Source organism: Microbacterium sp. Y832, assembly GCF_057669765.1.
In genome coordinates this window covers 359,789-373,515 of record NZ_JBYHFM010000001.1, presented here as the reverse complement: position 1 = coordinate 373,515, position 13,727 = coordinate 359,789, and the positions used below count along the sequence as shown (strand labels likewise).

The window sequence follows — 13,727 nt, the reverse complement described above, 5'->3', positions numbered from 1 at the left end:
ATGGAGTCTACGCGTTCGGGTCTGCACGCCTGGGGCGGCTTCGCTCTTCCAGCGCGACGGCGACACGTTCGGCACCACGACCGTCGAACAGGTCGCGGCAGGCAGACACGAGTCGGCGACGAAGCGCCTCATCGTCGATCAGGGGCACCACCGCCCGCACGATCTCGTCCGCGGCCGGTGGCGAGTTCACGACATCGAAGCCGAGCGCGATCTGGGCCGAAACGGCCGCGGCCAGCGAGGCCTGCTGATTCGGCACGGTCGCAAGCAGAAGGCTCGGCGTTCCGATCGTGGCGATGTCCCACGCACTCGTTCCTCCGGCCGAGATCGTCACGTCGGCTTGTGCGAGCAGAGCGGGCAGCTCGGGCGTCGGGGGAAGCACGCGCCACAGCGCGCTCTCGCCGCCGAGTTCGTTCAGCCGGTGATGCTGACGAACGGGTGCCACGAAAGTGAAGGCGGCGCGACCGACGAGAGCGACACACGCGCGAGCGACCTCGACCGTCCGATCATCGGGGTCGGTTCCCCCGAGCACCACGACGATCTCGGGCGGTCGATGCCGGATCTCGGCGGGGTCGGGGTGTGCCACCTCACGGATGGCACGCCGCACAAGAGCGAACTCGCCCCCGATCAACTGCGCCTGCGCATCTGCGCCGGGCAGAAGAGGTGCGCCGAGGTTCTGATCGAGATACAGCGATGCTCGTGCACCTCTGGCGTCTCCGTCGGCGAGGAGCAGCACGGGCACGACGTCGTTCAACGCGGATACCGAGTCGGCCGGCACGAGGTAGCTGTCCACGACCACCCAGTCCGGCTCGAGCGCCGTCAGAGCCTCGATGTCGATCTCGTCGCGCGGCGAGTCGACAACATCCACTCGCGACGCCGTCACAGCCGCCGAAAGCCACGGAATCTCGATCTCCGCTGTCGCCAGAGTCACACGGTGCCCGCGTGCCAGCAGCGCCTCGGCGAGCGTCAGCAACCGCATGACGTGACCGGTGCCCTGCGTGCGGCCGGCGTCGGCACGCAGCACGACATGAAGAGGCCGGTGCCGCCGGTTCGCCCCTGTCTCGTGCGGATGCGACCCCGGGTACGCTTGGTTGGTCGCAGCCGTCTGTGAGCCCGCGGCACGAGCGAGAGGTTTCACGATGTCCATCCTCAATGGTTCGTCGATCCTGGTCACCGGCGGCACCGGCTCGTTCGGCAAGGCGTTCATCCGTCGCATCCTGACAGACTTCGATCCTCGCCGGATCGTCATCTATTCACGTGACGAACTGAAGCAGTACGAGACCCGTCTGCTGCTCGGAGACGACCCCCGACTGCGGTGGTTCATCGGCGACATCCGCGACGAGCACCGGCTGCGCCGTGCGATGCACGGCGTCGACTACGTGGTGCACGCTGCCGCCCTCAAGCAGGTCGACACGGCCGAGTACAACCCGTTCGAATTCGTCCGAACGAACATCATCGGTTCGCAGAACGTCATCGAGGCCTCGATCGACGCCGGCGTGAAGAAGGTCGTCGCGCTCTCGACCGACAAGGCCTCGAGCCCCCTCAACCTCTACGGTGCGACCAAGCTCGCCGCCGACAAGCTCTTCCAATCCGGCAATCACTACGCGGCCGGCTACGAAACGCGCTTCTCGGTCGTCCGGTACGGGAACGTCATGGGTTCACGGGGATCCGTCGTCCCGTTCTTCCGCGGACTCGCCGAGCGAGGCGAATCGCTGCCCATCACGGATGAGCGGATGACCCGCTTCTGGATCACGCTGCCTCAGGCGGTGCAGTTCGTCGTGGATTCCTTCGACCAGATGAACGGCGGTGAGCTCTACGTGCCGCGCATCCCCAGCACGCGGATCCTCGACATCGCCGAGGCTGTCGCGCCGGGCGCACCTCGCCACGACGTCGGAATCCGGCCGGGAGAGAAACTTCACGAAGAGATGATCTCGGCGGACGACAGCCGTCGCACGATCCTCGCCGGAGACCGCTACATCGTTCTGCCCACGATCGCTGACTGGGGTTTCATCAAGCCCGAAGGCGAACCGGTCGCCGATGGGTTCGCCTATCGCTCGGACAGCAACGACCAGTGGCTCTCGGTGGAGGAGATCCGCGAACTCGTGGACGGGATGAGCTGAATGGCCGTCCCGTACGGGCGCCAGTGGATCGATGAGTCCGACATCGAGGCGGTCACGGCGGCTCTGCGCAGCGATTGGCTGACGACCGGCCCCGCCGTCAGCGAGTTCGAGCAGGCCGTCGCAGACGCAGCCGGCACCGCGCACGCCGTCGCGGTCTCGTCGGGGACCGCCGCGCTGCATGCTGCCTACGCTGCGGCCGGCGTCGGAGAGGGAGACGTCGTTCTGACGACGCCGCTGACGTTCGTCGCGACCGCCGCGACCGCCGCTCAGCTGGGGGCTCGTATCGAGTTCGCCGATGTCGAACCCGATACGGGCAACATCGATCCCGACGCCGTCGCAGCGGCGATCACACCCACGACGCGCGTCGTGGCGGGCGTCGACTATGCGGGGCATCCGATCGACGCCGACGCCCTGCGACGCATCGCTCATGACGCCGGCGCTCTCCTTCTCGAAGACGCGGCGCATTCGATCGGCTCGACCCTCGACGGTCGCCCCGTCGGCTCGCTCGCGGACCTCACGACGTTCTCCTTCTTCCCCACCAAGAACCTGACGACAGCCGAGGGCGGCGCCGTCGCCTCTGGCGACGTCTCTCTCACTGATCGCGCGCGCGCCTTCCGCACCCACGGTCTCGTCCGTGACCGCGCGCTGCAGCGCCACCGCGACGAAGGCCCCTGGCACCAGGAAGTCCACTCGCTCGGCCTGAACTACCGTCTTCCCGATGTGCTCGCCGCGCTCGGCACGAGTCAGCTTCGACGCTTGGCGATGTTCAAGGCCCGTCGCTCGGCGATCTTCGACCGCTACTCGACCGAGCTCGCCGATCTCGGACTGACCCTCCCGACTCGCCGGAGCGGCGCCGACCCGATGTGGCACCTCTACCCGCTTCGCGTGCCGGCCGCTGACCGTCGTCGCATCTTCGAGGAACTGCACGCACGCGGCATCCTGGTGCAGGTGAACTACGTCCCCGTGTACTGGCATCCTGTTTTCGAGGATCTCGGCTATCAGCGCGGAATGTGCCCCGTCGCCGAGCAGTACTACCGCGAAGAGATATCGCTGCCCATGTTCGCGGCGCTGTCCGATGACGACCAGAGCCGCGTCATCGATGCCCTGCGTGAGGTGATCGCATGACCCCGCTCATTCCCGACACCGGCGACCACCCTCCGCTCGTCGTCGCCGAGATCTCCGGCAACCACAACGGTTCTCTCGACAGGGCGCTCGACATCGTCCGCGCTGTCGCGACGACCGGCGCTCAGGCCGTGAAGATCCAGACGTACACCGCCGACACGATCACCCTCGACGTCGACACCCCCGCCTTCCGGGTCTCAGAGGGCCACGCCTTGTGGGGCTCCCGCACGCTGTACGACCTCTACACCGAAGCGCACACGCCTTACGAGTGGCACGAGCCGATCTTCACCCTCGCTCGCGAACTGGGACTCGTGCCCTTCAGCACCCCCTTCGACGAGTCTGCGGTCGACTTCCTCGAGAGCCTCGACACTCCGCTCTACAAGGTCGCCTCGCTCGAGATCGTCGATCTGCCGCTCATCGCGCGGATCGCGGCGACCGGCAAGCCCGTCATCATGTCGGTGGGCACCGCCACGATCGAAGAGGTCGCCGCAGCGGTCGATGCCGCGCGCTCGGCGGGCGGTGACGACCTGACGCTCCTCGCCTGCACGAGTTCGTATCCTGCCCGCGCAGAGGACGCGCACCTTCGCCGTATGGCCGCGATGCGCGACCTGTTCGGCGTGAAGGTCGGGCTCTCCGACCACACTCTCGGTATCGGGGTATCCGTCGCAGCCGCTGCGCTGGGCGCACGCGTGATCGAGAAGCACGTCACGCTCTCACGCGCAGACGTCGGCGTCGACAGTGCCTTCTCGCTCGAGCCGGACGAACTGAGGATGCTCGTCACGGAATCTCGCGCCGCCGTCGCCGCGCTGGGATCGGCGAGCGCGTGGTCGACAGCGGCAGAGGCGGAATCGCTGCGCCTGCGCCCCTCGCTGTGGGTGAGCGCCGACGTGCGCGCCGGTGACGTCGTGACAGAGGCCAACGTCCGCTCGGTCCGTCCGGCGGGCGGCCTCGCCCCTGTCCACCTCCCGACGGTTCTCGGTCGCCGTTTCAGCGCGGATGCCGCACTCGGCACACCGCTGTCATGGGACCTGCTCGCCGGCGCCTGACGGCCGCGAATAGGTGTCCGCCTCGCTGCCCTCGTGGACGCGAGAGAATCCGGCGGCCTCGAAAAGCTGAACGGATGCTGCGTTCGCGGGCCGGATGATCGCGGTGAGCGTCACGATGTCGGCGTGGTCTCGCGCGAAACGATCGATCGCCCCGCTCAAGAGCGCTTTGGCGAATCCGCGACCGCGCGCGCTCGGGGCCACGGTGATGCTGACCTCGGCCGTGGGCGAATCCTCGTCGACATCGAAGCGACATGTGCCGATCGGCAGCCCGGTCTCGGCGTCCTCCCCGATGACGATCTCCCGACGCGGCGACGCAAGGCTCGCCTCGAGCCACGGGATGTGATCCGCGGGAGACACCGCGTCGGTCTGCAGCGACATCCGGCGTGTCAGCGGGTCGTTGCGCCACGCCAGCAGCATCTCCGCATCCGCCGCCGCGGCAGCGCGGAGCCGTACGCGCCGTGCGGAATGACTCATCAGGACAGCGTAGCGAGCCGTGTCGACGCCCTCGCGCGGGTAAACTGAGCCGTTGCCCTCTTCCCGCGCGAAGGAGACCGCTGTGGCTGAGACCGCCGGGATGCGTGCGCTCCTCGACCTCGAGGACGCCGCACCCGATGCGCTGTTCGAGCGGATCTCGGGGATCGACCTCCCCCTGTGGCCGCTCGCGCGCTGGCCGGTCTCGCGTGCACTCGCCGAGACAGACATCGGCACGACACTGCCCCCGCAACCGCTCCGGCCGCTTCGGCAGCGGGTCCTCACAACGGCGCGCCAGGCGTTGCCGAACCCCTGGTCGTCTCGACGGGCGCCGCATGCTGACCACCTGTTCGTCGTCTCCGGATGGACGAGGGTGCCCGGGCCCGAGGGCTTCCACAATTGGCTGAGCGACGATTTCGCCCGTGCGCTCGGGACCGACGCCGTCGTCGTGCAGGATGCGTATGTCGACCGGCTCAGCCAGAGCGACACCCGCCCCGCGAACCCGCGCACCTACTCCTATGCACGTGCCATCGAGCGTACGACGCGCGCGACACGGGCTCGGCCCCTGCCTGCCCAGGAACGCGCACGCCTCGAAGCCGCCCTCCGCGCGGCCTTCGCGGCGCTGGACCACCCTGTGACCGACTCGGGACGCGAGCGCGCCATCGCCGACGTGCTCGGCCGGGCGGATCGGGCCCCCCATGCGCGCTGGGAGTTCGGCCGGTTGCTCGATCGCGTGCGGCCGCGACGGATCTACATGCAGACCGCCTCGTACGGCACCCGGGCGAGCGAGATCATGCTCGCCCACGAGCGGGGCATCGAGGTCGCCGAACTGCAGCACGGCTGGATCGGCAGCAGTCATGCTGCGTACAACTTCGGCGCCGCGATGCACCGCGACGACCTGGAGAAATGCCTGCCGGACGCGCTCCTCGGCTATGGCGAGATGTGGGGCCGGACCATCCGGTTCCCGGGGCGGTTCATTCCCGTGGGCAAGCCCTCGCTCGACCCCGCCGTCCTCGCCACGACATCGTGGAACGAGCGACCCAAACGGGTCCTCTTCGTCTCGAGCAACTTCGAGCATGTCCTCGTGGATCGTACGCTCATCGCACTGCATGACGCTCTGCCCACTGACTGGACGGTAGCGCTGCGGCCGCACCCCGTGGAGCGCGCGAGCGCCGCGCAGCGGCACGCGACGGCGCTCGAGCGTCCTCGGATCGAACTCGATCTGAGCGCTGATGCCTCAGCAGCGCTGGCAACCAGCCGAGCCGTCGTCGGGTTCTCCAGCACGATGCTCTTCGAAGCGCTGGCCTACGGCAGCCACGTGGCGGTCGTCGACTCCGTGCTCGCCGAGCACTACGCCGATGCCAGCGTGTTTCCGCTGCGCATCGCGTCCGACCTCTCAGACGCCGCCCAGGCTGCCGCTCGTATCCAGTCCGAGCCGGATGCCCTCGAGGCTGCGCTCACCGAGGCGGTCTGGCAATCGGGATCCGTCGCGTCGTTCTGCCGGTTCGCCGCGACCTGATCACGGGTCAGCTCCCTCGGGCAAGCAGCCGCGACGCGAGGCCGAAGCGAACGGGCGCTTCGCGTGCGAACAGGAAACGAACATCACGCGGCGCGAGGTTGCGCGGTTTGAGCGCGGTGCGGTGAGGCAGCAACGTCAACGCGCGTGAGAGCTGAGGTGGCGCGCTGGTGAACGAGTCGAGGATCTCCCGATCGGTGCGAGACAGCGGATGGAACGCCCGCGGAGCGATCGCAGCACAACGACGCACGGTCTCGCCGAGGACACGCAGATCGTCGTCACTCCAGAGGGCGGCTTCAGGCCTGGCCAAGACCCACTGGATCACGTTGTTGCGCAGAATCTTCGTGATCAACGCGTCGCGCTGCGCCGCCGACAGCCCAGCGAACGTCGCGCTCGTGAGCAGGCCGTCGAGAAAAGCCACGTCAGCGGCGACGGGCTTGCGAGCGGTGGTCACACGCGTGGGCGCATCTTCGTGCACGAGGTAGGCCGGACCGCGTCGGTCGAAGGAGATGTTCGCGCCCGAGAACCACAGTCGGGTGCTGTACTCCACGTCTTCGCCGGACGCGACCCCGGCGGGAAAGCGCAGATCCCCGAAGCGCGGCCGCGAGACCAGACCGAGCGGCGCCGACCGATACGCAAGCCGGTCCGCGACGCCCTGCAATGCCCGCCGGCGTCCGACGCGCACGGGCGGCGTCAGCGTCGGACCGCGCCCGACCACCGATACGCGGGGGATGACGACGTCAGCATCCGTGTCGTCTGCGAGGGCGAGCCAGGAGTCGATCGCTCCGGGCGAGAGTTCATCGTCAGAGCCCATGATCGACGTGAACCGTGCCGTCGACTGCTCGAGGCCGAGGTTGAAGGGTCCCGACGGGCTGGGGATGCCGTCGTCGAGGCCCAGGAGCCGCAGCCGGTCGTCGTCGGCATACCGGCCGAGCGCCGTCGAGACATCGGCCACGGGGAGGTTGTGGCAGACGACCGTCACGCGGACGGAACTTCGCGTGCCGTCGAGCACCGAGCCCACGGCGCGCTCTATGGGGCGGCGCAGGTCGTGGACCGCGATGATGTGGTCGACATCCGGCTCCGGCACCCGACGAGCCTACCAATCGGCGTCAGGGCCGCGCCGGCTTCGGGTCCGCCCCCAGGAAGTCAGCCAGCACCTCTGCGGACATGCGCCCGTCGTGGACCGCCGAGACAAAATCGATACCGGCGGTGGCCACGCCCTGGAGCGCTTCGGGATGACCGGCGATGTCCCGCAAGACGTCTTCGAGGGTGCGCGGATCCGCTTGCACGACCGGCAGCTCGCGACCCGTCGTCCGTCGCACGTGGTCGCGCACCTGATCGTCGACGTTGCCCACGACGATGCGACCCGCCGCCATCGCCTCGCAGGCCGCAACCCCGTAGTCACCGACCCGCACCTGGTCCAGGACGACGTCGGCGCGTTGGAACCGGGCGGGCATCTCTGCCGCGGGGACCCCCTCGACCCGCTCGTAGCGGATCACCCCCTCGGCGGCGAGCTTGTGCAGCACCGGTTCCACCATGGCGGTGCCCTTGATCCACGGATTGCTCGGGGCGTGGACCACGAGGGGCACCTCAGCGTGGGGCGCGCGCTCCGTCTTCCAGCGCTGGGTCTCGATCACGACGGGAAGCCACCGACCCTCCGGCACGTCGATGAGCATCCCCGGCGTCGAGGCGAACGCGGGGACCTTCACGTCATCGAGAAGCGCACGGTTGCGCGCCGTCTCTTCGATCAAGCGCGGCGTCATCGCCCACTCCCCCGTGACGAACGGAGAGAACTCGTGCGTGCGAGCGTGCAGCTCGGGCGAGCGCATGTCGCTGCCGTGCGTCAGCATCGCCACCCGGAGCCCTCGCGCTTGGAGCCAGCGGATCTCGTCGGCCACGGACTCGTGATAGACGTCGCCGAACAGATGGCGCCCGGCCTCGACGATGACATGCGTGAACCGGGCGGAGACATCCGCACGCTGGCGTCGCTGCCAACGCCGTGACATCAGATACGTGGATGCCGGCACATTCTGGTCCACCGGAAAACGGAACCCCGTGCCGGCGCTGTACGCCATCGACACGGCGGAGACTTCGTCGAGATGCTGCTCTGCCGCGCGCGCCCACTGCCAGCCCTGTCCGGCGAAGTTGACGGGACCGATGAAGAGTCTCGTGCCGGTTTCCGCGGGTTCCGGGCCGCGCACCGTGGCTGCGGGCTCGAACCCCAGCCGCCCCGGCAGAACCCGCATCAGCATGGGCTCGGGCATCCTCCGAGCCGCGCGGACCGCGAGGGCACCGAGACCAGCGGGAAGAGCCATTCCTAGGCCTCCCCGGCGATTCTCTCGATCGCGCGCCGCCAGACTTCGACCTGCGCGCCCGCCGAGAGATCGAACGCGGCCGCATCCGAAGCTGATTTCCAGCCGGCGACGGTCTCCCTGTCCACGTCGTCGAGCACGCGAGTCAGTGCTGCCGTCGTGAAATCATCGGCGACTGCTCCGATCCCACGCTCTCTCACGAGCGCTTCCATCTCAGGGGAGGGACCCACGATGACTCCCAGACGCGCTTGCACGTAGTCGAAGATCTTGTTCGGCAACGCCCAGGCGTTGTTGAAATTGACGGGCGGAAGCACGTGCACTCCGACGTCGTATCGGTTCAGTGTCTCGACCAACTGCGCATAAGGCACGGGTGGGTGAAGCGTGATCCGCGGATTGCTGTCGGCGATGGCGCGAATGCTCTCGAGAAGTGGCGGGTCGTTCGGCATGAGGTAGAGGTCGAGCGAAACCTCCGTTCGAGCCTCGATCACGGCCGCGACGAGCTGCTCGATTCCGCGGTCCGGTAGACATGCGCCGCTGTGGACGAGCCGGATGGGATCATCGACGGGCGTCGGCTCGATCCGTGCATATGGGGCGGAGTTGGTCACGACCTCCACGTCCACGCCGAAGCACCGTCGGTATTCGGCCGCGATGCCGTTGGCGACGGTGGTGATGGACGCGACTCGCGGAAGGTGACGTCTGCAGATCCAACGGATGAACGGTGCGACGAAGAGTCGCCACCGCTGATTGTCTTCCTTCTGACGCGGCGCATACTCGTGGAGATCCGCGTGCACGCCGATCCGGGGGGCCAGAGCGAGGGCCAGTGGGACGGTATCGATGTCGTTCGCGATCACCACGTCGAAGGTCTCGCCCACGAGGGCCTTTCGCGCATAGGCGACAGCCGGGTTATGCCAGTACCCACGTCGGTAGAGGCGTGCGACCAGGGCCAACCGGTCGTACCGCCAGTACACGCGGTCGTCGGGCAGTCGCACGTGACGGACGACGCCGTCGGGGGCTGGACCGTAGCCGAACGTCACGACGTCCCAGTCGTCGCGGAAGAGTTCGATCTGCTTCAGCACCCGCGCATCCGAGGAGATCGGCGAGAACGACAGGATGAGCATTGTCTTCCTCATCGGCGTTCGCCCCGTTCAACGAGGTCGCCGATGAGCCGGTCCCAGATCTGCATCTGCACTTCTGCGCCGAGTTCCCGCGCCGACTCCTGCGCAGCCCGCTTGAAATCGGCGACCGCCTCGGGCGTGAGCCCATCGAGCGCCCGGCTGATGTCGTCGACGTCGAAGCCGTCGGTCACCAGGCCCAATCCGTACCGCCGAACGTAGTCGGCCATCTCCGGGGAAGGACCCACGACGATCCCCAGCCGCGCTTGCACGAAGTCGAACAGCTTGTTCGGCAGCGCCCACTCGTGGCTGAATGAATTCGGAGGCAGGATGAAGATGCCCATGTCGTAGTCCTGCAGCACCGTCACGAGCTCGCTGTACGGGACCGGCGCATTGACTCGGACGCGGCCGGGAACCTCGTCGGCCGCCGCCCGCAGCTCTTCCAGATGGACGGGGTCATTGGGCATGAGGTACAGGTCGAGAGTGCAGTCCGCAGACGACTTCTGGACCCCTCGGATCGTCTCCAGCAGATCCCTGTTCCGCAGGCACACGCCCGAGTGGACGAGCCGGATCGGAGCGTGAACAGGACGCGGTTCGACGTCGCGATAGGGCGTCGCGTTGGTGACGACCACGGGCGCGAAGCCGAAATCGATCTCATACTGGCGGGCGAGGCCCCCGCTGACCGTGCTCCATGATGAGGCCCGGCTGACGTAACGCCGGCACACCCAATCCCAGAACGGCTTGATCAGGCGCATCCATGCTTCGTTCTGCTCGTGCAGCCTCGGGCTGTACTCGTGCAGGTCGGCGTGGACACCGAACGTGGGGCGCTGCCGGAGCGCGAGCGGGACCGCCTCGACGTCGTTGGCCAGGATGACGTCGAACCGCCGGCCGCGCAGCGCTTTCGCCGCCCAGCGCACGGCGGGGATGCGCCAGTACGCGGCACGGTACTGACGAAGCGTGATCAGCTTCCCTTCCAGCTCACGTGCGGCGAGGCCGTCGGGAATGCGGATGTGGTCGATGCCTTCCCGCTCGAACTCGCCGATGCCGCACGTGGTGACGGCGTATCGATCACGGAAGAGCTCGATCTGCTTCAGTACCCGCGCATCCGACTCCAGCGGCGAGAACGAGAGGATCAACAGGCTCGGTTTGGCGGATTCCGTCGTCATCGTGGGCTCCTGTCGATCGCGTAGCGTGCGTACCTGCGCAATACGCTCTCCCTTCCGAACACCCGCGTGATCCTGCGCGGCACGAGCTGGTCGATCCGCCCCGCGGTGCGGCGGCGTGCGATCGCCTTCTCCAGATCCCGCGCCGTCGATGACGACGACGCGGCGACGTCCAGCAGCGCGCGGTCACCGCGCGGAAGATCCTCGAACCCGCGCGCGGAATATGCCGCGAGAGATCCGATCGTGTCCGCCAGTGACGCCCGCGCATCCGCCGGCCAGGAATCCGCGGCGGGCCGCGCGTGCAGAGCACCGAGGATGTTGACCCGCACCAGCTTCGCCACGAGCGACGCCCGCACGTGTGCGGGTTGCTTCGCGGCCCACGAGCTCTGCAGCAGGCGGTCGACGGGGGCGAGCACGGTGCGCATATCCCGCGGGCTCGTCGTCACGCGTTCGTCGGCATCCGCACCGATGACGTACGCAGGCTGCGTCCGATCGAACGAGATGACCCGGCCCGACGTCCACAGGGCGCTGCTCCAGGCGAGGTCGCCGCCGACGGGCATGCCTTCCGAGAGCGGTCCGTCATCGGGCACGAGGTCGCGGCGGATGAGCCCGAGTGGTGCCGTGCGGTGGAAGAGCCGATCCCGCACCGCGTCGAGTCTGAGCCGTCGCCAGGGGCGTGCGAGCGGGTTGGCAAGGAGCGCGCCGTTCTGGTAGCGCAAAGGGGCGAGGAGGATGTCTGCACCCGTCGCCTGCACCGAGTCGATCCACGTGTCGAGAGCACCGGGTTCGGTGAAGTCGTCCGACCCCATGATCATGACGTACGGTGCCGTCGCCAGCCGCAGCCCGTGGTTGAAGGGCCCGGAGGGCGACGGGATCCCGTCGGCGAACTCGACCACGCGGACATTGTCCGCAGCCGGCACACGTGGTGTCACGGCGTCTGCCGGGATGCCGTGACAGACCACCGTCACGCGCACACGCGTGCCTGCGCCGATGAGGGATTCGACGGCACGATCCACGCGCCGACGCGGGTCGTGCACCGCGATGACGACGTCGACGACGGGCGCCGTGCTCACTCGGTGACCCCGAGCCCCGCGAGCATCGCCTGCTCGGCGAAGTCCGGGTCTGCCCGAACGACATCGTCGAATTTGCCGTGGGCCACGATCGTGCCGTCCCGCATGAAGCAGACCTGATCGCTGTCGCGGATCGTCGAGAGCCGGTGGGCGATCGCGATCACCGTCACTTCACCGTGCAGCTGCCGGATCGCGTGCGCGACGGCGGACTCGGTCTTGGTGTCGAGCGCGCTCGTCGCTTCGTCCATGACCAGCACGAGAGGCTCGCCGTACAGCGCCCGGGCGATGCCCAGCCGTTGGCGCTGCCCGCCCGACAGCGACATCCCCCGGTCACCGATCTGCGCGTGGATGCCGCCCTTGCGCGCCTCGATGACGTCGAGCAGCTGAGCGCGTTCGAGCGCGCGCCGCACCTTGGCCTCGTCGTAGTCATCGCCCCAGGTCAGAGCGACGTTCTGCGCGACGGTGCCGGTGAAGAGCGACACCTCTTGCGGCACGTATCCCACGCGCGAGCGCCAGGCGGCCAGCACGTCGGGAAGGGGCTGACCGTCGATGGTCACCGAACCCTCGGTCGGCACGAGAAGGCCCAGGATGATGTCGACGAGTGTCGATTTGCCGGCACCCGACGAGCCGACCAGGCCGACGCTCGAGCCCATCGGGATCGTCATGTCGACGTCGTGGACGGCGGGGGCGCCGCCCGACGGGTAGGTGAACCCGACGCCCTGCAGCTGGAGCGTGACCGGGTCTCCCACGAGCGGCCGGGTGCCCGCGGTGTCGTCCCTCGTCGCCTCAGCGGCGACGATGTCCTTGAGGACCGCCGTGACGACCGGGATGCTCGACTGAGACTGCGTCAGGATCGATTGGAACCCGGTCAGCGACGGCACGATGCGGAACCCTGCGACACCGAAGAGCGCGACCGATGAGAATGCCTGAGCCGGCCCGCCGATCGCCCATGCGACGCCCCCGATGAGCAGGAAACCGCCCACCAGGGCTGCGTCGTAGACGTAGCGAGGAACAGCGCCGAGGAAGCTGAGGTTCGCGCGCGCCCGTACGGCGCGGGCTCGGTTCTCATGCACGACAGAGGCGACGGATGCCGCAGAACCGCGAAGGGTGATCTCTTTCAGGGCGCCGACCATGTCGGACATCAGCGCTGCGACGCGGAAGGAGTAGTCGCGGTTGACGCGTCCGGCGATGGTCGCCCGCCTGGTCACGAGGAAGAACAGCACTGTCGCGATGATGCCGAGGTAGGCGAGCGTCACGAGAGCGATGAACGGCTGGCTGATGAGCAGAGCCACGAGCACGGCGACGAAGGTCGTGACCAACGCGGGGATCATGCTGAGCGGCACCAGGAATCCGCCGATCACCGACGCGATGCCGACATCCGCCATGCGCACGAGCTGCGCCGTGTTGCGACGGAGGCGCTCCGTCCACGGTGCACGGATGTAGACGTTGAACAGCGTCGCGCCGATCTCGAGTTCGTACCTCGCGAAGCGGCGCGTGGCGACCCACTGCAGCCACGTGGCGAGGGCCGACTTCAAGACGATCAGCACGCAGACGATGACGAGCAGCCCGATGGCGCCGTCCTGCTCGATCTTGCCGATGACCGGGAGGGTGATTCCGCTGCCCTGCATCATCGAGCTGAACGCGACCGCCAGGAGCATCAGCGCGGCGATGTCCAGCACCGCGAGCGCCGACGTCAGGACGATGTACACGACCATGAACCGCCGTGCGCCCGCCGGGAGGTGCGGAAGGAGCGCGCGGAGGGTCTCGATGACGCGCTTCACGACGTGATCCGCCCGAA

Annotated in this window: 12 protein-coding genes; 4 read left to right on the top strand and 8 right to left on the bottom strand. The window is 68.1% G+C overall.

The features are described from left to right. Nucleotides 1–7 precede the first annotated feature (7 nt). Nucleotides 8–1,135: a hypothetical protein gene (locus tag AC25YV_RS01455; protein ID WP_488122044.1), complete on the bottom strand. Its 1,128-nt coding sequence runs from the start codon at nucleotides 1,133–1,135 to the stop codon at nucleotides 8–10. 1 nt (nucleotide 1,136) lies between these two features. Between AC25YV_RS01455 and pseB the strand changes: the two genes are divergently transcribed. From pseB to pseI, 3 genes are read left to right on the top strand one after another with little or no spacing between them, the layout of a single operon-like run. Further along, entirely contained in the window at nucleotides 1,137–2,117 is a 981-nt protein-coding gene (pseB, locus tag AC25YV_RS01450) for a UDP-N-acetylglucosamine 4,6-dehydratase (inverting) (protein WP_488122043.1), read from the top strand. Continuing rightward, entirely contained in the window at nucleotides 2,118–3,242 is a 1,125-nt protein-coding gene (pseC, locus tag AC25YV_RS01445; RefSeq protein WP_488122042.1) for a UDP-4-amino-4,6-dideoxy-N-acetyl-beta-L-altrosamine transaminase, read from the top strand. Continuing rightward, on the top strand, nucleotides 3,239–4,285 hold the full coding sequence (pseI, locus tag AC25YV_RS01440; protein ID WP_488122041.1) for a pseudaminic acid synthase: 1,047 nt from the start codon (nucleotides 3,239–3,241) through the stop codon (nucleotides 4,283–4,285). Before pseC ends, pseI begins: the two co-directional genes overlap by 4 nt. Here the strand turns inward: pseI and AC25YV_RS01435 are convergent. Continuing rightward, nucleotides 4,259–4,759, bottom strand: a complete 501-nt coding sequence (locus AC25YV_RS01435; protein ID WP_488122040.1) for a GNAT family N-acetyltransferase — start codon at nucleotides 4,757–4,759, stop codon at nucleotides 4,259–4,261. The genes pseI and AC25YV_RS01435 overlap by 27 nt on opposite strands. Before the next feature lie 82 nt (nucleotides 4,760–4,841). Between AC25YV_RS01435 and AC25YV_RS01430 the strand changes: the two genes are divergently transcribed. Then, a complete protein-coding gene (locus tag AC25YV_RS01430) occupies nucleotides 4,842–6,275 on the top strand; it encodes a hypothetical protein (protein ID WP_488122039.1) in 1,434 nt (477 codons plus the stop codon). Nucleotides 6,276–6,282: 7 nt separating this feature from the next. On the opposite strand, the gene AC25YV_RS01425 is transcribed toward AC25YV_RS01430, so the two are convergent. From AC25YV_RS01425 to AC25YV_RS01400, 6 genes are read right to left on the bottom strand one after another with little or no spacing between them, the layout of a single operon-like run. Then, on the bottom strand, nucleotides 6,283–7,359 hold the full coding sequence (locus AC25YV_RS01425) for a glycosyltransferase family A protein (protein WP_488122038.1): 1,077 nt from the start codon (nucleotides 7,357–7,359) through the stop codon (nucleotides 6,283–6,285). 22 nt (nucleotides 7,360–7,381) lie between these two features. Continuing rightward, nucleotides 7,382–8,536: a glycosyltransferase gene (locus AC25YV_RS01420; RefSeq protein WP_488122037.1), complete on the bottom strand. Its 1,155-nt coding sequence runs from the start codon at nucleotides 8,534–8,536 to the stop codon at nucleotides 7,382–7,384. A gap of 53 nt (nucleotides 8,537–8,589) precedes the next feature. Next, nucleotides 8,590–9,714 (bottom strand): glycosyltransferase family protein, encoded by a 1,125-nt coding sequence (locus AC25YV_RS01415; RefSeq protein ID WP_488122036.1) that lies wholly within the window; start codon nucleotides 9,712–9,714, stop codon nucleotides 8,590–8,592. Continuing rightward, nucleotides 9,711–10,862, bottom strand: a complete 1,152-nt coding sequence (locus AC25YV_RS01410; protein ID WP_488122035.1) for a glycosyltransferase family protein — start codon at nucleotides 10,860–10,862, stop codon at nucleotides 9,711–9,713. The genes AC25YV_RS01415 and AC25YV_RS01410 overlap by 4 nt, the downstream gene beginning before the upstream one ends. Next, the gene (locus tag AC25YV_RS01405) at nucleotides 10,859–11,932 is read right to left on the bottom strand and encodes a glycosyltransferase (RefSeq protein ID WP_488122034.1); all 1,074 of its coding nucleotides are present in this window, start codon (nucleotides 11,930–11,932) and stop codon (nucleotides 10,859–10,861) included. The genes AC25YV_RS01410 and AC25YV_RS01405 overlap by 4 nt, the downstream gene beginning before the upstream one ends. Then, a complete protein-coding gene (locus AC25YV_RS01400) occupies nucleotides 11,929–13,710 on the bottom strand; it encodes an ABC transporter ATP-binding protein (RefSeq protein ID WP_488122033.1) in 1,782 nt (593 codons plus the stop codon). The genes AC25YV_RS01405 and AC25YV_RS01400 overlap by 4 nt, the downstream gene beginning before the upstream one ends. Between the last annotated feature and the right edge of the window lie 17 nt (nucleotides 13,711–13,727).